General features: G+C 70.0%; 20 protein-coding genes. 8 read left to right on the forward strand and 12 right to left on the reverse strand.

What is annotated here, in order from left to right; all coding sequences use genetic code 11:
* The first annotated feature begins 53 nt into the window (after positions 1 to 53).
* Positions 54 to 302 carry a hypothetical protein gene (locus FBZ83_RS29820; RefSeq protein ID WP_145690475.1) on the forward strand — a complete coding sequence of 83 codons (249 nt, stop codon included), beginning with the start codon at positions 54 to 56 and terminating at the stop codon, positions 300 to 302.
* Between the two features lie 17 nt (positions 303 to 319).
* Here the strand turns inward: FBZ83_RS29820 and FBZ83_RS29825 are convergent, their stop codons facing one another.
* Entirely contained in the window at positions 320 to 1150 is an 831-nt protein-coding gene (locus tag FBZ83_RS29825; protein ID WP_145690477.1) for a hypothetical protein, read from the reverse strand.
* A 351-nt stretch (positions 1151 to 1501) separates the two neighbouring features.
* Here FBZ83_RS29825 and FBZ83_RS29830 point away from each other — a divergent pair, with 351 nt between their 5' ends.
* Positions 1502 to 2281, forward strand: a complete 780-nt coding sequence (locus FBZ83_RS29830; protein ID WP_145690479.1) for a response regulator transcription factor — start codon at positions 1502 to 1504, stop codon at positions 2279 to 2281.
* Positions 2282 to 2426: 145 nt separating this feature from the next.
* On the opposite strand, the gene FBZ83_RS29835 is transcribed toward FBZ83_RS29830, so the two are convergent.
* Genes FBZ83_RS29835 through fliF form a run of 8 tightly spaced genes read right to left on the reverse strand, consistent with a single transcriptional unit; the run spans position 2427 to position 8057 of the window.
* Positions 2427 to 2771, reverse strand: a complete 345-nt coding sequence (locus FBZ83_RS29835) for a hypothetical protein (RefSeq protein WP_145690481.1) — start codon at positions 2769 to 2771, stop codon at positions 2427 to 2429.
* A complete protein-coding gene (locus FBZ83_RS29840) occupies positions 2771 to 3076 on the reverse strand; it encodes a hypothetical protein (RefSeq protein WP_211101717.1) in 306 nt (101 codons plus the stop codon). Before FBZ83_RS29840 ends, FBZ83_RS29835 begins: the two co-directional genes overlap by 1 nt.
* A 39-nt stretch (positions 3077 to 3115) precedes the next feature.
* Positions 3116 to 4138 carry a flagellar motor switch protein FliG gene (locus FBZ83_RS29845; protein WP_348982524.1) on the reverse strand — a complete coding sequence of 341 codons (1023 nt, stop codon included), beginning with the start codon at positions 4136 to 4138 and terminating at the stop codon, positions 3116 to 3118.
* A 15-nt stretch (positions 4139 to 4153) separates the two neighbouring features.
* On the reverse strand, positions 4154 to 4477 hold the full coding sequence (locus tag FBZ83_RS29850; protein WP_247888540.1) for a hypothetical protein: 324 nt from the start codon (positions 4475 to 4477) through the stop codon (positions 4154 to 4156).
* A gap of 4 nt (positions 4478 to 4481) precedes the next feature.
* A complete protein-coding gene (gene fliP / locus FBZ83_RS29855) occupies positions 4482 to 5264 on the reverse strand; it encodes a flagellar type III secretion system pore protein FliP (RefSeq protein WP_175428873.1) in 783 nt (260 codons plus the stop codon).
* 32 nt (positions 5265 to 5296) lie between these two features.
* Entirely contained in the window at positions 5297 to 5638 is a 342-nt protein-coding gene (fliN, locus tag FBZ83_RS29860) for a flagellar motor switch protein FliN (RefSeq protein WP_094305794.1), read from the reverse strand.
* On the reverse strand, positions 5626 to 6357 hold the full coding sequence (locus FBZ83_RS29865; RefSeq protein ID WP_145690488.1) for a FliH/SctL family protein: 732 nt from the start codon (positions 6355 to 6357) through the stop codon (positions 5626 to 5628). The genes fliN and FBZ83_RS29865 overlap by 13 nt, the downstream gene beginning before the upstream one ends.
* Positions 6357 to 8057: a flagellar basal-body MS-ring/collar protein FliF gene (gene fliF, locus FBZ83_RS29870; protein ID WP_145690490.1), complete on the reverse strand. Its 1701-nt coding sequence runs from the start codon at positions 8055 to 8057 to the stop codon at positions 6357 to 6359. Before fliF ends, FBZ83_RS29865 begins: the two co-directional genes overlap by 1 nt.
* A 238-nt stretch (positions 8058 to 8295) precedes the next feature.
* Here fliF and FBZ83_RS29875 point away from each other — a divergent pair, with 238 nt between their 5' ends.
* From FBZ83_RS29875 to FBZ83_RS29900, 6 genes are read left to right on the forward strand one after another with little or no spacing between them, the layout of a single operon-like run.
* Positions 8296 to 8745 (forward strand): flagellar basal body-associated FliL family protein, encoded by a 450-nt coding sequence (locus FBZ83_RS29875; protein WP_247888541.1) that lies wholly within the window; start codon positions 8296 to 8298, stop codon positions 8743 to 8745.
* 17 nt (positions 8746 to 8762) lie between these two features.
* Positions 8763 to 9866 carry a flagellar motor switch protein FliM gene (gene fliM, locus FBZ83_RS29880; protein ID WP_145690494.1) on the forward strand — a complete coding sequence of 368 codons (1104 nt, stop codon included), beginning with the start codon at positions 8763 to 8765 and terminating at the stop codon, positions 9864 to 9866.
* Positions 9847 to 10518: a DUF6468 domain-containing protein gene (locus FBZ83_RS29885; protein WP_145690496.1), complete on the forward strand. Its 672-nt coding sequence runs from the start codon at positions 9847 to 9849 to the stop codon at positions 10516 to 10518. Before fliM ends, FBZ83_RS29885 begins: the two co-directional genes overlap by 20 nt.
* A gap of 3 nt (positions 10519 to 10521) precedes the next feature.
* Positions 10522 to 11256 carry a MotE family protein gene (locus FBZ83_RS29890; RefSeq protein WP_145690498.1) on the forward strand — a complete coding sequence of 245 codons (735 nt, stop codon included), beginning with the start codon at positions 10522 to 10524 and terminating at the stop codon, positions 11254 to 11256.
* Between the two features lie 31 nt (positions 11257 to 11287).
* On the forward strand, positions 11288 to 12622 hold the full coding sequence (locus FBZ83_RS29895; protein WP_145690500.1) for a flagellar hook-length control protein FliK: 1335 nt from the start codon (positions 11288 to 11290) through the stop codon (positions 12620 to 12622).
* Positions 12623 to 12637: 15 nt separating this feature from the next.
* Complete coding sequence (locus FBZ83_RS29900) at positions 12638 to 13288, forward strand: flagellar hook assembly protein FlgD (protein ID WP_145690502.1); 651 nt, start codon at positions 12638 to 12640, stop codon at positions 13286 to 13288.
* A gap of 74 nt (positions 13289 to 13362) precedes the next feature.
* On the opposite strand, the gene FBZ83_RS29905 is transcribed toward FBZ83_RS29900, so the two are convergent.
* Genes FBZ83_RS29905 through napA form a run of 3 tightly spaced genes read right to left on the reverse strand, consistent with a single transcriptional unit; the run spans position 13363 to position 16984 of the window.
* A complete protein-coding gene (locus tag FBZ83_RS29905) occupies positions 13363 to 13983 on the reverse strand; it encodes a NapC/NirT family cytochrome c (protein ID WP_014200142.1) in 621 nt (206 codons plus the stop codon).
* Positions 13980 to 14462, reverse strand: a complete 483-nt coding sequence (locus FBZ83_RS29910) for a nitrate reductase cytochrome c-type subunit (RefSeq protein ID WP_035682930.1) — start codon at positions 14460 to 14462, stop codon at positions 13980 to 13982. Before FBZ83_RS29910 ends, FBZ83_RS29905 begins: the two co-directional genes overlap by 4 nt.
* 11 nt (positions 14463 to 14473) lie before the next feature.
* Complete coding sequence (napA, locus tag FBZ83_RS29915) at positions 14474 to 16984, reverse strand: nitrate reductase catalytic subunit NapA (RefSeq protein ID WP_145690504.1); 2511 nt, start codon at positions 16982 to 16984, stop codon at positions 14474 to 14476.
* Between the last annotated feature and the right edge of the window lie 32 nt (positions 16985 to 17016).

The raw sequence follows: 17016 nt of genomic DNA on the forward strand, positions 1-17016 counted from the left end.
TCGCGCGTCCGGGGCATAGTGGAGCGGCATCACCCTTTCGAAGGCCGAAGACCATGCCCCGCCCCTCCTTATCCCGCTCCGGCCTGCCCCGCTTCGGCCTGCCCCGCTTCGGCTTTTCCGCCGCCGCTCTGATCTGCCCGGCGGCTTTGCTTCTGACCAGTTGCAGCGTGGTGGTCGCCACGGTGGACACGGCGGCCAGCGTCGCCGGGTCCGCGGTCAGCGTCGCCGGCGACGTGGTGTCGGCCACGGCCCATGTGGCGACCGCGCCCTTCCGAGGCGGCGACGACACGAAGGACGAATAACGCTCAGCGCCGGACGCTCACCTCCGGAGCAGGCGGCGCCACCAGGGGCTCTGGCGCCGCGCCAGCTCGGTCACCAGGACGCGGCACTGGTCGCGCATCGCCTCGTACGCGGCGACCTCGGCCTCGCGGTCGCGGCGCAGGCCGTCCAGCGTGCCGGTCAGCCGCTCCACCCGCTTCTCCAGTTCCGCGCTGGTCCGGCGCTCCTCCTCCAGAGCCGCCTGCGCCTCCTCGCTGCGGCGCTCCGCCGCCTCGATGCGCTGACGGAAGCCGCGCTCCCGCACCTCGGTGTCGGCGATCAGCCGTTCCACGAGGTCGCCGATGCGCTTGCGCTCCGCCTCACGGTCGGCCTGGAGCCGGTCCAGCGCCACCGCGTGGGACAGGCGCAGGGCGGCGATCTCCGCGTTCACCGCGGACAGCCGGTCCTCCGCGTCCTGAATCGCGCGGGACATGCCCTGCTCGCGCGCGGAGGTCTCGGCGATCAGCGTCTCGACGAGCTGGTTGACGCGCTCGCGCTCCGCCTCGCGGTCGCCCTGGAGGCTGCCGACCTCCCCGGAGCGCGCCCGCTCCACCGCCCCGATGGCCTCGCGCCAGCGCTCGCGTTCCGAGGCGTGCTCGGCGATCACCCGCAGCCGCTCCGCCCGTTCGCTGTCCGCCGCGGCCTCCGCCTTGGCGATCTGTTCGCCTAGCGTGGCGACCTGGTCGCCGTAGACGCGCAGGAGTTGCGTGGTTTCCTCCGACGGCGCCCCCAGGGGCGCCTTTGGCGCGCGCGGACGGGTGGCCCGCTTGGCCGGTGCCGCCGGCGGAGGCGGCGTATCCTCAGCGTTGGAGAGCGGCATCATCTCGGTCATCGCGGCTTATCCTGACAGTCGGGCCTGCATCGTCACAGTAGCGCGTCCCGCGTCCTGCGCACAGGAACCTTTTTCCATAGGCCCGGGCCGGAAAACCGCCCGGCAACCGGACCGTCGAGAATTCATCGCGTATTTTCATGGATTTCGTCGGCAAATTTTCCAAAATCTTTTCTGTTAACGGGTTTTAAAACCGCTTTAACGCCGACTCCCGCCTCTCGCCAAGGTATTAACACCAACGATTGACAGTACGGATTTCGATTGGTTTTTTGAATGATGTTTGCAGGCGCGAAAAAGACTTTTCCTAAAAAGCAAATCAATCGCCCTGGCCGATTCGATGTTGCGGAGAACCCCATGCGTGCTGTTCTGGTTGAACCGAACCCCCTGATCGCCGACGCGCTCGGCCGTCAGCTCGGCATGGGGAAGATCCGCTACGACCGCCAGGACTGGGCCGGGCTGGAGGAGCTTCTGCAACAGCAGGGTGCCGACGGGCTGGGCTACGACGCCATCGTGCTCGGCAGCGTCGACGACCCGGCGCGCTGCGTGGCGGCGCTGCGGGCGCATCAGGTCGGGGCGGCGATCCTCTGCCTGCTCGACCGGCGCTGCGTGACGACGACGGTGGAGCTGCTGCACGCCGGGGCCGACGACGTGCTGGTCAAGCCGGTGGTCAGCGCCGAGGTGCGGGCGCGCATCGAGGTGGCGCGGCGGCGCTCGCGCGGCCTGCTGAGCAACGCGGTGCGGGTCGGGCAACTGACGGTGTTCCTCGACGGGCGCGACCCGGAGGTCGCCGGCGAGCGGCTGCGGCTGAGCCAGCGCGAGCACGCCATCCTCGGCGTGCTGGCCGCTCATCACCGCCGCGTCGTCTCCAAGGAGCACATCTACGACGAGGTCTACGGCCTGTCCGGCGCCGACCCGCTCGACAAGGTCATCGACGTCTACATCTGCAAGCTGCGCAAGAAGATCGCCGAAGCCACCGGCGGCGCCCGCTACATCGAGACCGTCTACGGCCGCGGCTACAAGTTCGAAGCCCCGCCCGAGCATGAGGACCCTGCCCCGGCCCTGCCGGCGCGCCGCGTGCTGCCGGGGTACGTAGGGTTCGGGCGCGGGATTGGCGAGACACGGCTGGCGGGGTGAAGACGTTGTCGCGTTGAGCCCCCACCCTTCCCACGGCTCACGCCGTGGGCCCCTTCCCTCCCCCGCTTCGCGGGAGAGGGAATTGATGCCCTCCCCTGCGGAGCGGGGGAGGGTTAGGGTGGGGGCCCGGCGCGACCACTCCCCCCTACCCCGACCAATCCGCGCTGAGCGCCTCCTCCTCCAGATCCAGCCACGCTCCGGCCACCGGCCCCACCGTCAGGTCGCCGCCCAGACCCGCGTCGCCCATCGCCCCGGCGAATCCGTCCTGCATGTCGGCCAGCGCGGCGGAGGACAGGCCGCCGCCGGTCTGCAGCGTCACGTCGAACCGCCGCCCCTCCCCCGCCGCGACGAGTTGCACCGCCCCCAGCGCCGGCAGCCGCATCTGCAGCACCAGCGCGCTTCCCGTCTGAAGGTCCGCCCCGTCGGAAATGGCGCAGAGCAGGCCGCGGCAACCGCCCGCCGCCGTGCCGTCCATCACGGGGATGCTCATCACCCGCCACTCCCGGCCGTCGGCGGTGCGGCGGTGCGGCGGTGGCGCGGCGCCAGCGCCAGGTCGAGGTCGTCCAGCAGGGCGCCGCCGTCGAGCTGCTCCAGCAGGCGGCAGCGCTTCGGCCCCAGCCACGCCCGCGCGCCATTGGCGGTCGCCGCCAGGAAGAAGGCCAACCCGAGACCGAAGGTGGAATCGCAGCGCGGCAGCCCGCCGCGCAGCTCCTGCGCCGCCCGCGGGTCCAGCGCCTCGACCACCGCCAGCAGATGGCCGACCTCGGCGACCGCGTCCGGCATGAACACACCCATCGGTAGACGACTCAGCAGACGACCATCAGTACACAACCATCAGTACACAACGGCGTCCGATTCGTCCGTTTGCGGAAGGACGATCGCCCCGTCGTCGGCCATGGCCTTGGCGACTTGGACGATCTCCGCCTGCGCCTCGTTGACGTCGCGCATGCGCACCGGCCCCATGTTCTCGATCTCGTCCTGCAGGATCATGCGGGCGCGCTCGGACAGGACGGACAGGAAATGGTCGCGCTGCAGCGCCTCCGCCCCCTTCAGCGCGATGGCGAGCTGGCCGGTGTCGCAGCGCCGGATCACCGCCTGGAGCGACACGCGGTCGAGCCGCAGCAGGTCCTCGAAGGTGAACATGAGCTGGCGGATGCGGTGGGTCGAATCCGGCATCACGGCGTCCAGGTCGGTGAAGATGTCCGCCATGGTGTCACGGTCGATGCGGTTGAAGATGTCGGCCATCCGCTCGTGCGTGTCGGCGCCGTGGGTGCGCGCGTAGTTCGCCATGAACTCGTTGTGCAGGATGGATTCGATGTCCAGCAGCACCTCGCGCTGCACGGATTCGATCTGGATCATCCGCTCGATCACCTCCAGCCGCAGCGCCGGGGCCAGCAGCGGCAGCACCTTGGCGGCGTGGTCGCTGCGCATGCGCGACAGGATGACCGCCGCCGTCTGCGGGTACTCGCCCGCCAGATAGGTGGCGAGCACGCCCTCGTTCACGTTGGACATCTTCTCCCACATGGTGCGGCCGGCCGGGCCGCGGATCTCGCCCATGATCTCCACCACCCGGTCGTCGGGCAGGAAGCGGGAGAGCATGCGCTCCGTGCTGTCGTAGGAGCCGACGACGGAGCCGGTGTTGGCGAAGCGCTCCGTGAAGCTGCGCAGCAGCGCCTCGACGAGGTTGGAGGTGACGTTGCCCAGGCTGGCCATGGCGCGGCTGACCATGCGGATCTCGTCGTCGTCGAGCTTCTCCATCAGGCGGGAGCCGCGTTCCTCGCCCAGCGCCAGGAAGATCACCGCGGTCCTCTCCGACCCGCTCAGGCTCTTGAAATTGTCTCGGATCTTGATCGGCATGCCCATGCTGGCACCTCAGAAGAAGCGGTCGGCGGTCAGGGTGGAGTGGTCGGAGTCGTCATCCCGCTCCAGCGGGCGGTCGCCCTGCAGGCGGTCGTGACGGAAGGCGTTCGCCAGGACGCTGCCGGCGACCAGCACCATGCGGTGCGGCACCAGCGGGCTGGGGTCGAGCGCGTTCAGGAGGGTGACGACGGCCGTCTCGTCGTCCACCGTGACGCCCCGCCGCCGGGCGAAGGCGGTCACGCTGTCGGCCATCCCCGACACCCCGGCGGGGGGTGCGGCGGGCGGCGCCGACAGGCCGGCGGAGGGGATGGCGGGCAGCAGCCGGGGCTCGGTCATCGCGTCAGGTTCCCCCATAGGAGCGGATCAGGCTGTTGGCGATCAGGAACCAGCCGTCGGTCAGCACGAAGAAGATGATCTTGAAGGGCAGCGCGATCATCACCGGCGGCAGCATCATCATGCCCATCGCCATCAGCACCGCCGCCACCACCATGTCGATCACCAGGAAGGGCAGGAAGATCAGGAAGCCGATCTCGAAGGCGCGGCGCAGCTCCGACAGCAGGAAGGCCGGGACCAGCACGCGCAGGTCGGCGGTGGCCGCCGTCTTCGGCTGCTCCGCCTCCGGCTTGCCGGTGAAGCCGGCGAAGGCCGACAGGTCCTTGTCCCGCACCTGGGAGGCCATGAAGTTGCGGAAGGGCTCGACCATCCGCTCCAGCCCCTGCTCCTGGGTCACCTGCTCGTTCAGCATGGGGCGCAGCCCGTCCTGCCACGCCGCGTCGAAGACCGGCCCCATGATGTGGAAGGTCAGGAACATGGCGAGGCTGATCAGCACCATGTTCGGCGGCGACTGCTGAAGCCCCAGCGCCGAGCGCAGCAGCGACAGCACGACGATGATCCTGGTGAAGGAGGTCGCCATGACCAGCAGGCCCGGCGCCACGCTGAGCACCGTCAGCAGGACGATGCCCTGAATGACGCGCCCGGACAGCGACCCGCTCTCCCCCGTGGCGCTGCCGAGCGCGCTGCCGATGGAGGACAGGTCCAGACCGCCGCCCTGCGCCCAGGCCGCCGCGGGAAGCAGCGCGGCGAAGGCCAGGGCAAGGGCGGGCGGAAGCAGGCGTCGGATCATGGCGGGACCCCGTGGATGCGGCACAAGGGGGGTCAATCGATCGCCAGATCGGTGCGCACGATCTCGGTCAGCGTGACGCCCAGCCGCTGGTCCTCGACGATCACCACCTCGCCGCGGGCGACCAGACGGTGGTTCACCAGGACCTCGACCGGCTCGTCCACCTTGCGCTCCAGCTCCACCACGGCGCCGCGGCCAAGCTTCAGGAGCTGCGCCACCAGCATGCTGGTGCGGCCGAGCACCACCTGGACGTCCACCGGGACGTTGTAGATGGCGTTCATCGATCCGCCGGCCACGGCCGCGGCGGGGATGCCGGCGGCGTCTTTCTCGGCGGGCTTGGCGTCGTCTTCCAGGACGTCGAGGTTCAGTGGGGCCATGATGCGGTGCTTTCCGTGTCGGTGAAGAGGTCATGTTCGGTGGACAGGGCGGCCAGCGCGCGGTCGCACAGGCCGTCGACGGCGCGCTCCACCGCGGCGGGGTCGTAGCGCAGGCCCCCGGCTTCCCAGGCGGCGTCGAGCCCGCCGGGCGGCAGGGACGGGTCGGCGACGACCTCCAGCGTGCCCTTGAAGCCAAGCGACTCCGGGTCGGCCAGCCGGGCGCGGACGGGCTCCGCCAGATCGGAATGGACGCGCAGCCGCAGCCGCGGCGACCCGCCGGCCAGCCGCAGGGCGTCGGTGGCGAGCCGTTCGGTCTCCGCCGCGCCGATCCGCTCCAGCAGCGCCGGGGCGAGGCGGCGGACGAGCGCCAGCATCACCGCCGACCCTTGCGCCTCGACCCCGCGCAGGGCGTCGGCGAAGCGGTCGTCCAGCGCGGCCAATTGCTCGTCGAGGTGGGAGAGAGCCTGTGCCAAAGCGGCGTCGGTGCGGGCCGCGGCCTCCGCCGCCCCCTCGCGCCGGCCCTGCTCCACGCCCTCGGCGAAGGCGCGGACCTCGGCGCCGTAGACAGCGGCCTGGAGATGGCGTTCGGAATGGACGATTTCGTCAAGCGGGTCGACGGGGTCCGGTTCGGGAGGGGCGCCGAACTCCGCCGCCGCCTGCGCGGCGGCCTGGGCCGTGCTGTCGAAGCGCTGGTCGAAGCGGTAGCGCGGGTAGCCCATCAGACCGCCTCCTCGTAAAGCCAGGAGCGCAGGATGTCGATCGCCTCATCCGGATACTGGTCGACGATGTCGCCCAGCCGGCGGATGGACGAGGCGCGCACCCGGCCCTCCACCGTGCGCAGCTCGATGAGCTGGTCCATCGTCTCCTCAATGCCCGGCAGGGCCGCGGTTGCCGGATCGCCCGCGTCGGTGAGCTGGGCCGCCTGCATGGCGGGATCGCCGCCCATGGCCGGGCCGGTGAGCTGCGGCATCGCCGCTCCCGCGGCCAGCGCCGGGGCGGCGGCTTCGGCCGCCACCGGCTCCGGCGCCGGGAAGACGCGGCGGATCAGCGGGCGCAGCCCCAGCACGATCAGCAACCCGCAGAGCACCAGCAGGATCACCCACTGGATCAGCGTCATCACGTTGCGGCTGAGCGTGTCGACGATCTCCGCCATCGGCTCGCGGGCGCCCAGCTCAGGGGCGAGGTTGACGAACTCCAGGTTGTCGACGGTGACCCGGTCGCCGCGCGCCTCGCTGAAGCCCATGGCGGAGCGCACCAGCTCGGTGATGCGTTGCAACTCCTCGGGCGCGCGGGCCTCGTAGCGGCGCGTGCCGTCCTGCGCCGTCGCCCAGGTGCCGTTGACCAGCACGGCGACGCTGACCCGGCGGATGTCGCCCGGCTCGATCACCGTTTCGCGGGCGACGTTGGAAATCTCGTAATTGACCGTCTCCTCCTGGCGCTTGGAGTCGGAGGAGGAGCGGTTGTTCTGGGACTGGGCGCGGACCTCGCGCTGCGGCAGGTTCTGCTCGGCGGTGACCGGCGGCTCGCCCGTGCTGTCCAGGCTGCGGTCCTGCTCCTGCACCGTCTGGGTGGAGCGGACGACTTGGCTGTTCGGGTCGAAGCTCTGGCTGCGCACGACCTCGCGTTTGGTTTCGACGTCGACAGCAACCTGAACGCGAACATTGCCTTGCCCAAGCCGAGCCACCAGCATCTGCTCGATGGCGCGGGAGATGCGCGTCTCGTGCCCGGCGCGCAGCCCGTCCACCTTCGCCGAGGAGCGGGCGTCGCCGTCCTCCTCGGTCAGCAGCACCTCGCCGGAGGCGTCGAGAACAGTCACCGCGCTCGGCTTCAGGTTGGGCACGGCGGCGGAGACGAGGTGGCGGATGGACAGCGCCTGCCGCCGTTCCAGCGGCGCCCGCCCCCGCATGCGCACCACGATGGAGGCGGTGGGGGTGGGGGCGGCGCGCGAGAACTCCTCGCGGTCGGGAAGCACGATGTGGACGCGCGCCGCCTCGATGCCGGACAGCGTCTCGATGGTGCGGGCCAGCTCGCCTTCCATGGCGCGCAGCCGGTTCATCCGCTGCATGAAACTGGTGATACCCAGCGGCTTGTCGGTGTCGAACAGCTCGTAGCCGATGCCGCCGCGCGACGGCAGGCCCTTCTCGGCCAGCAGCATGCGCAGCCGCGGCACCTCGGCCTCCGGCACCTGGACGGCCGTGCCGTCGAAGGCGGCGGACACCGGCACCCCCATGGCTTCCACCGCCTTGACGATGCGCCCGGCCTCCGCCGGTTCCAGCCCGGTGTAGAGCGGCGTCATGTGCGGCCGCGACAGCAGCACCGCCATGGTGGCGACCGCCAGGACGATGCCGACACCCGTGCCGGCCAGCACCAGAAGGCGCGTGCGCCCAAGCGTCCGCAGATTGTCGATCAGTCCCGTCACGACACCCGCACCTTTAAAGTTTCCGAAAAGCGGGGACCGTAATGTTCACCCCGTGAGCCTTCACAACCTACCGGGATGACTTTTAAGCGGAGTAAAAGCCGCGAAGATCGACCGGAAGGAAGTCGCTAAAACTTGATCGTTTAAAACAGTCTCTCAAATTTTCGGTATTTTGGAGGCGCCGGCCGCGATGAATACAGATGCTGGAAAGGCAAGGACGGGAACGCCGGGCCGGCAGCGGATGTACGTCATCGTGCTGCCGCTGGCCCGGCTGGCGTTGGGGGCGGCCGCCCTGTGCGGCGTCGCCGCGGCCGGGTTCGGCGGCTACTGGATGGCCGTCGGGCCGGACGGGGTGACGCGGCTGTTCGAGGGCACGCCCATCGCCGAACCGGCCCAGGCGACGCTCGACATGCCGGAGCTGCTGGTGAACCTGCGCCCCGACACGCCGTCACGCTTCATGAAGATCGGGGTGACGCTGGCGCTAGCGCCCAAGGACCGCGGCCGGGTGGAGCAGGCGATGCCCCATCTCGTCAACGCCCAGCAGGAGTTCCTGCGCAACATCGACCAGCACGACCTGCGCGGTTCCGCCGGCCTGCTGCGGCTGCGCGGGGAGCTGCGCCGCCGCTTCAACCTGATCCTCGGCCCGGACACGGTGTCCGACGTCCTGCTGCGCAGCCTTCTCACCCAATAGCCGACCCAGAGGAACGGATGAGCACTCCCATCGACACGGACGACGGCGGTTCCGGGAACGGTTCCGGGGACGACCTCGACTGGGGCCTTGAGGCCGGTTCCGGTGAGTCCGAGGCCGCCGCCCTGATGGCCGACACCAAGGAGCTGAGCCAGGAGGAGATCGACCGCCTGCTGAACTTCGCCGTCGGGCCGCAGACGGAATCCGCCGGGCAGACCCGCGCCATCGAGCGGCTGATCAGCACGACGACGGTCAACAAGGACCGGCTGCCGATGCTGGACGTGGTCTTCGACCGCATGGTCCGGCTGCTCAACACCTCGCTGCGCCAGTTCTCCTCGACCAGCGTGGAGGCCAGCCTGCTGCGCATCGACTGGCTGCGCTACAACGAGTTCCTCGACACCATCGAGCTTCCGGCCCTGGTCGGCGTCGCGCGGGCGGAGCAGTGGGACAACCACATCGTCGTGTCGGTCGACAGCGCGCTGATCTACTGCATGATGGACGTGCTGCTGGGCGGCCGGCGCAGCCGCGCCCGGCGCATCGACGGGCGCACCTACACCTCGATCGAGCGCAAGATCACCGAGCGGCTGATCAAGGTCATCCTCCAGGACCTCAGCCAGTCCTTCGACCCGATCACGCCGATCGACTTCACCTTCGACCGGCTGGAGACGAACCCGCAGTTCGCCACCATCACCCGCGCCACCAACGCGGTGATCCGCGTGCGCATCGCCGTGGAGGTGGAGCGTCGCGTCGGCCACGCCGAGGTGGTCATCCCCTACGCCACGCTGGAGCCGGTGCGCGGCAAGCTGGTGCAGACCTTCATGGGCGAGAAGTTCGGCCACGACACGGTGTGGGAAAGCCACCTGAAGGCCGAGCTGATGCGCGCCAAGCTGGACCTCGTCGCGGTGCTGCAGCAGACGCAGGTGTCGCTGGGCGAGGTGCTGAACTGGCAGAAGGGCACCTCGCTGAAACTGCGCATCGACCCCGACGCGCCGGTGGTTCTGCAGAGCAAGACCACCCCCCTCTTCGCCGGCCACATGGGCCAGCGCAACGGCAACATCTCCGTCAAGATCGACACCGACCTGGAGACCAAGCAGGAGCTGATCGATGGTCTCATTCCTCATTGACGCCGTCCTGGCGATCATGCTCGTCACCGCCACGGTGTTCCTGGTGATCGTCAACAAACGGCTGAAGGTGATGCGCTCCAGCCAGGCCGAGATCGGCGCGCTGATCGGCACCTTCTCCAAGACCATCGACGAGACGGAGGCCTCGGTGCAGCGGCTGGTCGCCGCCGCGACGGAGGCCTCGGCCAAGCTGTCCGACGGGCTCGACCGCGCCAAGGGCGTGACCGAAGAGGCGGCGCTGGTGCTCGGCTCCTGCGAGCGGGCGTCCAAGCGCATCGAGGCGTCCGTGCAGGAGGCCCGCGCCCTGGTCCGCCGGCTGGAAGAGGGTCCGGTGCCGCGCCCGCGGCCCCGCCCAGTGCCGCCCGCCACAGCGCCCGCCACAACAGCACCCACCGCCGTCACGGAGACGGCGCCCGCTCCCGCGAACGCCGCTCCCGCTCCGGGCAGCGACGCGGCGGAGGACGAGGACGGTTTCCGCCCGATGCGCGTCGCCGCCCTGGCCGGGACCGCCGTCCGCCCAGCGGAGGGGATGACGCCCGCCCCGGAGGAAGCCGCCATTGAGACCGCCGAGTCCGCCGTGGACACCGGCGGCGCGCGGCAACAGGCCGCCAACGCCTTCTACGCCCGGCTGCGGGCCATCGGACCGGAGCGCTGAGCCATGCTGCGCGTACTTCCCATCACGCTGGTGGCGATCCTGATGGTGCTGCCGCTCAAGCTCGGCTCGCTGATGGAAGGGTTGCCGGTCGTCGCCCAACAGTTCGACCGCGAGTTCGGCAAGCATGAGCGCCCCTGGGCCAAGGACCTGAAGGGCGGCGCGGAGGCATCTCCGGACGCCGCGGCGGAGCCGGCGTCCACCCTGGCGGGCCCCGCCGTGGCGGCCTTGCCGGCGACCCCGGCGGCCCCGCCCATGGACGCCGCCCTGCCCGCGGCGAGCTGCACCGACCCGGCCCTGCGCGCCGCCATCTCGGAGCAGAAGGCCGACGTGACCGCCCGCACCCGCCATCTCGGCGAGGCGGAAGCCGTGCTGGCCGCCGCCGAGACCCGCGCCACCGCCCAGATCCAGAAGCTGAGCGCCATCAAGCGCGATGTGGAGGCGCTGATGCAGCAGCGCTCCAACCTCCAGGCGGAGGATCTGAAGCGCATGGTGACGATCTACGAGACGATGAAGCCGCGCGACGCCGCGCGCATCTTCAACGACCTGGAAACCGACATCATCATCGACGTGCTGGACCGCATGGCCGAGCGCCGCTCCGCCCCGATCATCGCGGAGCTGGAAGACGGCAAGGCGCGCGAGGTCACCCGCCTCGTCCTGCAACGCCGCGCCCTGCCCGGCGACCGCCCGCCGCCGCCCGCCCCGCTTCCCGTCCGCCTGATGCCGACGCCGACGAACTGAACCGGTCGCGGTTCTCTCACGAAGAGACATCATGCCCAGCCTTCCCGACGTCCTCACCGCCCCGCCGCCCCGCCCCGCCCGTTCCGCGGAGGCGACGGCGGCGCCGTCGCCCGGCGCGCCGGGAGAGCGCGAGGCGTCCGGCACGCCCTTCGCCGACCTGCTGGACGACGCGGCGGCGCGCGGCGGCGCCGATCCCGGTGGCGATCTCGGTGGCGATCCCGCCGACCAAGCCGATTCCGCCGCCCAGACCGGCGGCGCGCCGGCCGGCGCCGACGCCGCCCTGGCGGCGCTCCTGCCGCTGCTGACCCCGCCACCGACGACGGCGGCGCCGGGCCTCGCGGCGGCCGGGCCCTTGCCGGAGCCGGTGCCGTCGACCACCGGCCTGCCCACAGTGCCTCCCGTCGCGGCGCCCCCGGCGGAGGCCGCCGCGGCGCCGCAGCCACAGCCGCAGGCCCAACCTGGTCCGCAGCCGCCGGCCGCGCCGCCGCTGCCCATCGCGCCCATCGCGCCCATCGCCGCGGCCGTCCCGGACGCCAGGCCGGACGGGACGACGCCGGAGGCCGCGACCGGCTCCGCGGCGCCCGCCACCCCGTCCATTCCGCTGCCGGCTTCCGGCGCCAAACCGGACTCGCCCCCGCTGTTCCAGGCCAAGGACCCCGCCACACCCGCCAAGGGCGAGGCGACGCCGGGCCCATCCCCCCAGCTTCAGCAGGCAATGGCCCAGGCGGGCGGCAACGCGGCATCCAACGGCGGCACCGGCCAAAATCCGGGCCAGGGGCAGGGCCGCGGCAGCCCGCCGGCCGGACCGGAAGCGCTGACGGCGCTCTCCTCCCCGGCGGACCCCGCCGCCGCCCCGCCGCCCTCCTCCGCCCTCGCCCCGCCGGCGGCCCACGCGGCGGCCCATTACGCGGCGCATCCCGGCGACACCGCCGCGGCGCGGCTGCCCGCCGCCCAGGTGGCCGGCCCGTTGGTGCGCGTCGTCGAGGCCGGGGGCGGCGAGTTCCACATCGATCTGAAGCCCGAGGAGCTTGGCCCCGTCCGCGTCGTCGCCGAGCTGAGCGGTGCCCGCGTCGCCCTGCATGTCCAGGCCGAAAGCCCGGAGACGCTGGCCCTGCTGCGCCGGGACATCCATCATCTGGAGCGCGCCCTGTCCGACGCCGGGTTCGAGCTGGACGGCGGCACCCTGAACTTCTCGCTGCGCGGCGACGGCGAGCCGCGCGGCTTCGCCTTCTCCGGCCAGGGCGACGGGACGGGCGGACGCCAGGACAGCCCCGGACGGGCCTTCCGCCTCGCCGATTCCTCCGGCGCCCTGCCACCCGAACGCGCCGCCCGCCCCATCGACGGCCTCGTCGACATCTCCGTCTAGCCGCAAGGACCCGCCATGACCACGACCGCGGCCACCAACACGGCCACCGCAACCCCCTCAACCGCCGCGAAGAAGCAGACGGTGGATTACGAGGCGTTCCTGAAGCTGCTGACCGCGCAGCTGCGCAACCAGGACCCGCTCTCGCCCATGGACGCCACCCAGTTCATGACGCAGCTCGCCCAGCTCTCCACCGTGGAACAGGGCGTGCGGACGAACGAAACGCTGGGGCAGGTTCTGGACACGCTGAAGAACAGCGGCATGCGGCTGGACATGGCCTATCTGGGCCGCAAGGTGGAGGCCGCGTCGGACCGCATCAGCCTGTCGGAGGGCAAGGCGGAGATGGCCTACGCCATCGACGGGGCCGCCGCGTCGGTGAAGATCGAGGTGGTGAACGACGCCGGGCAGGTGATCTACAGCGCCCCCGGCAGCCCGAAGACCGGCCGGCAGACCTTCACCTGGGACGGCAAGCGCAGCGACGGCGCCACCGCCGCGGACGGCACCTACCTCGTGCGCGTGACGGCGAAGGACAAGGCGGGCACGTCGCTGACCACCGCCACCGTGACGACCGACACGGTGAAGGAGGTGCGCAGCGTCAACGGCGAGACGCAGTTCGTCCTGAAGGGCGGCGCCGTCGTGAAGGGCACGGACATCCTGTCCGCGTCCTGACCATCATTCCCCCCAAACGAAAAACCCCTTCTCCCGGGACCGGAAGAAGGGGTTTTTCGTTTTGAAGAGACGCGTCACTTCGCCGACACGGTTCCGGTCCAGCCGGGCTCGACGCCCTTCATGTCGGGAAGCCGGTGGGCGATGCCCTTGTGGCAGTCGATGCAGGTCCGCTCGCCGGTGAACAGGTAGGTCTCGTGCATCTTGGCCGCCCGCGGGTTCTGGCGGGTGATGTCCATGGATTCCGCGCTGTGGCAATTGCGGCATTCCAGGGAGTTGTTGGATTTCAGCCGGTCCCATTCGTGGGTGGCCAGTTCCAGCCGCTTGTCGAGGAACTTCTCGCGGGTGTCGATGGTGCCGAAGATCTTGCCCCAGACCTCCTTCGACGCCTGCATCTTGCGGCCGATCTTGTGCGTCCAGTCGTGCGGGACGTGGCAGTCCGGGCAGGTGGCGCGCACGCCGGAACGGTTGGTGAAGTGGATGGTCTGCTTCAGCTCCTCGTAGGGGTTGTTCTTCATCTCGTGGCAGGAGATGCAGAAGGCCTCCTTGTTGGTGACCTCAAGGGCGGTGTTGAAGCCGCCCCAGAACATCACGCCGGCCAGGAAGCCGCCCAGCGTCAGGAAGCCCAGGCTGAAATGCACGCTGGGCCGCGAGAAGACGCGCCAGAAGCGTCCGGCGAAGCTCAGAAGGCCCTTCATTTGGCGCCTTCCTTTCCACCGGCCAGAATGCTGTCGATGTCGCGGAAGCGGTTGCCGGTGATCGGCTGGGCGTCGGTCTGCGGCACGTGGCACTGGGTGCAGAAGTAGCGCCGCGGGCTGACCGCGCCCAGCGTCTGGCCGTCGCGGTCCTGGAAGTGGGTGACCGAGATCATCGGGGCCTGCGAGCCCTCGGTGTTCTTGCGGTCATGGCAGGTCATGCATTTGTTGATGTTCAAGTCGATCTGATAGTCGCGGATCGCGTGCGGGATCAGCGGCGGCTGGTCGGCGTAGTTCCGCGCCCGCTTGTGATCGTCGGTGATCTCCTTCGCCATCGGGTCGGCGGGGATCTCCTGGGTGATCGGGTGCGGGCCGGAGGGAACCTTCGCGGGGGCGGCCCCGTCCGCGGCGAACACGCCGGACACCAGGAGCGGCATGGCCGCGGCCAGCGCGAGGGCGGCAAAGGTGATGCGGGTCTTCATGGACGGGCTCCTCACGCGACGGGAATGATCTTGACCGCGCATTTCTTGAAGTCGGTCTGCTTGCTCAGCGGGTCGGTGGCGTCCAGCGTCACCTTGTTGATGAGCACCGTGTGGTCGAAGAAGGGCACGAAGACGAGGCCCCGCGGCGGCTTGTTGCGGCCCCGCGTCTCGACCCGCACCCGCACCTCGCCACGGCGGGAGGCGATGCGCACCTCCTGCCCGCGCCGCAAGTTCAGGTCCTTGGCGTCGTCGGGATGGATGAAGACGACGGCGTTGGGGAAGGCCTTGCGCAGCTCCGGAACGCGCAGAGTCATGGAGCCGGAGTGCCAATGCTCGACCACGCGGCCGGTGCAGAGCCAGAACGGATAATCCTTGTCCGGCGATTCCGCCGCCGGCTCATAGGGCAGCGCGAAGATGTTCGCCTTGCCGTCCTTGTTGCCGTAGAAGCGCACGCCCTCGCCCGCCGGGACGTAGGGGTCGAAGCCCTCGCGGTAGCGCCACTTCGTCTCCTTGCCGTTCACCACCGGCCAGCGCAGGCCGCGCTCCTGGTGGTACAGGTCGTAGGGGGCGAGGTCGTGGCCGTGGCCGCGCCCGAAGGCGGCGTATTCCTCGAACAGGCCCTTCTGGACGTAGAAGCCGAAGGCCTGCGACTCGCGGTTCTCATAGGCCGGGTCGCAGTCGGACAGCGGAAAGGCGTTGACCTGGCCGTTGCAGAACAGCACGTCGTAGAGCGTCTTGCCGCGCACGTCGGGCTTCTTGGCGATCAGCTCCTCCGGCCACACCTCCTCGATCTTGAAGCGCTTGGAGAACTCGACAACCTGCCAGAGGTCGGAGCGCGCCTCGCCGGGCGCGCCGACGAGCTGGTGCCAGACCTGGGTGCGGCGCTCCGCGTTGCCGTAGCCGCCTTCCTTCTCCACCCACATGGCGGTCGGCAGGATCAGGTCGGCGGCGAGCGCCGTCACCGTCGGATAGGCGTCCGACACGACGATGAAGTTTTCCGGGTTGCGATAGCCCAGGTAGGTCTCGTTCGCCGTGTTCGGCGCCGTCTGCATGTTGTTGTTGCACTGGACCCAGTAGGCGTTGAGCTTGCCGTCCTTCAGCATGCGGTCCTGTTGGACGGCGTGGTAGCCGACCTTGTCCGGGATCGTGCCGTCCGGCAGCTTCCAGATTTCCTCGGCGTGGTGCCGGTGTTCCGGGTTGGTGACCACCATGTCGGCGGGCAGCCGGTGGGCGAAGGTGCCGACCTCGCGCGCCGTGCCGCAGGCCGACGGCTGGCCGGTCAGCGAGAAGGGGCCGCAGCCCGGCTGGCTGATCTTCCCGGTCAGCAGATGGATGTTGTAGACGAGGTTGTTGGCCCAGACGCCGCGGGTGTGCTGGTTGAAGCCCATGGTCCAGAAGGACATGACCTTCACCTTCGGGTCGGCGTACAGCTCGGCCAGCGCCTCCAGCCGATTCTTCGGCACGCCCGACAGCTCGTGCGCCTTCTCCAGCGTGTAGGGCTCGACGAACTTGGCGAACTCCTCGAAGGAGATCGGGTCGGACTCGTTGGCCTTGGCGACGTTCTTCGCCTTCTGCTCCAGCGGATGCTCGGGCCGCAGGCCGTAGCCGATGTCGTCGCGGCCGCGCTTGAAGTTGACGTGCTTGGCGATGAACTCCTGGTTCACCCGGCCCGTCTTGATGATGTGGTTGGCGATGTAGTTGAGGATCGCCAGATCGGACTGCGGCGTGAAGACCAGACCGATGTCAGCGAGGTCGAAGCTGCGGTGCTCGTAGGTGGACAGGACGGCGACCTTGCAGCCCTCATGGGTCAGCCGGCGGTCGGTGACGCGGGTCCACAGGATGGGGTGCATCTCCGCCATGTTGGAGCCCCACAGCACGAAGGCGTCGGCCTGCTCCATGTCGTCGTAGCAGCCCATCGGCTCGTCCATGCCGAAGGTGCGCATGAAGCCGACCACCGCCGACGCCATGCAATGGCGGGCGTTGGGGTCCAGGTTGTTGGAGCGCAGGCCCGCCTTCATGAACTTGGAGGCGGCGTAGCCTTCCATGATCGTCCACTGGCCGGAGCCGAACATGCCCACGGCGGTCGGACCCTTCTTCTTCAGGGTCTCCTTCCACTTGGTGGCCATGATGTCGAAGGCCTGGTCCCAGCTGATCGGGGTGAATTCGCCTTCCTTGTGGAACTGGCCGTCCTTCATGCGCAGCAGCGGCTGGGTCAGCCGGTCCTCGCCGTACATGATTTTGGACAGGAAATAGCCCTTCACGCAGTTCAGGCCGCGGTTGACCTCGGCCTTCACGTCGCCGTGGGTGGCGACGATGCGCCCCTCCTTCACGCCGACCATGACGCCGCAGCCGGTGCCGCAGAAGCGGCAGGGGGCCTTCGACCAGGTGAGCTTGGCGTCGGCGCCGGCCGTCAGGGTGCCGGCCTCGGCGGGCTGGATGACGGACGGCAGGCTCACACCGGCCGCGGCCGCCGCTGTCACGGCTGCTTGGACCTTCAGATAATCACGGCGGGTCAGGGACATAGGGGGGTGCCTCCTGGGGCGGGTCGTCTTTT

The organism is Azospirillum brasilense (genome assembly GCF_007827815.1).
In the GTDB taxonomy this organism is placed as follows: Bacteria; Pseudomonadota; Alphaproteobacteria; order Azospirillales; family Azospirillaceae; genus Azospirillum; species Azospirillum brasilense_C.

What these genes read in the sequence shown, in the direction of transcription:
- FBZ83_RS29900 (WP_145690502.1), top strand. Translation starts at nt 12,638, where the DNA reads ATGACCACGACCGCGGCCACCAACACGGCCACCGCAACCCCCTCAACC.
- FBZ83_RS29840 (WP_211101717.1), bottom strand. Translation starts at nt 3,076, where the DNA reads ATGGGTGTGTTCATGCCGGACGCGGTCGCCGAGGTCGGCCATCTGCTG.
- FBZ83_RS29820 (WP_145690475.1), top strand. Translation starts at nt 54, where the DNA reads ATGCCCCGCCCCTCCTTATCCCGCTCCGGCCTGCCCCGCTTCGGCCTG.
- fliP (WP_175428873.1), bottom strand. Translation starts at nt 5,264, where the DNA reads ATGATCCGACGCCTGCTTCCGCCCGCCCTTGCCCTGGCCTTCGCCGCG.
- FBZ83_RS29865 (WP_145690488.1), bottom strand. Translation starts at nt 6,357, where the DNA reads ATGGGCTACCCGCGCTACCGCTTCGACCAGCGCTTCGACAGCACGGCC.
- fliN (WP_094305794.1), bottom strand. Translation starts at nt 5,638, where the DNA reads ATGGCCCCACTGAACCTCGACGTCCTGGAAGACGACGCCAAGCCCGCC.
- napA (WP_145690504.1), bottom strand. Translation starts at nt 16,984, where the DNA reads ATGTCCCTGACCCGCCGTGATTATCTGAAGGTCCAAGCAGCCGTGACA.
- FBZ83_RS29825 (WP_145690477.1), bottom strand. Translation starts at nt 1,150, where the DNA reads ATGACCGAGATGATGCCGCTCTCCAACGCTGAGGATACGCCGCCTCCG.
- FBZ83_RS29905 (WP_014200142.1), bottom strand. Translation starts at nt 13,983, where the DNA reads ATGAAGGGCCTTCTGAGCTTCGCCGGACGCTTCTGGCGCGTCTTCTCG.
- FBZ83_RS29845 (WP_348982524.1), bottom strand. Translation starts at nt 4,138, where the DNA reads ATGCCGATCAAGATCCGAGACAATTTCAAGAGCCTGAGCGGGTCGGAG.
- FBZ83_RS29890 (WP_145690498.1), top strand. Translation starts at nt 10,522, where the DNA reads ATGCTGCGCGTACTTCCCATCACGCTGGTGGCGATCCTGATGGTGCTG.
- FBZ83_RS29875 (WP_247888541.1), top strand. Translation starts at nt 8,296, where the DNA reads ATGTACGTCATCGTGCTGCCGCTGGCCCGGCTGGCGTTGGGGGCGGCC.
- FBZ83_RS29895 (WP_145690500.1), top strand. Translation starts at nt 11,288, where the DNA reads ATGCCCAGCCTTCCCGACGTCCTCACCGCCCCGCCGCCCCGCCCCGCC.
- FBZ83_RS29885 (WP_145690496.1), top strand. Translation starts at nt 9,847, where the DNA reads ATGGTCTCATTCCTCATTGACGCCGTCCTGGCGATCATGCTCGTCACC.
- FBZ83_RS29850 (WP_247888540.1), bottom strand. Translation starts at nt 4,477, where the DNA reads ATGACCGAGCCCCGGCTGCTGCCCGCCATCCCCTCCGCCGGCCTGTCG.
- FBZ83_RS29830 (WP_145690479.1), top strand. Translation starts at nt 1,502, where the DNA reads ATGCGTGCTGTTCTGGTTGAACCGAACCCCCTGATCGCCGACGCGCTC.
- fliM (WP_145690494.1), top strand. Translation starts at nt 8,763, where the DNA reads ATGAGCACTCCCATCGACACGGACGACGGCGGTTCCGGGAACGGTTCC.
- FBZ83_RS29835 (WP_145690481.1), bottom strand. Translation starts at nt 2,771, where the DNA reads ATGAGCATCCCCGTGATGGACGGCACGGCGGCGGGCGGTTGCCGCGGC.
- FBZ83_RS29910 (WP_035682930.1), bottom strand. Translation starts at nt 14,462, where the DNA reads ATGAAGACCCGCATCACCTTTGCCGCCCTCGCGCTGGCCGCGGCCATG.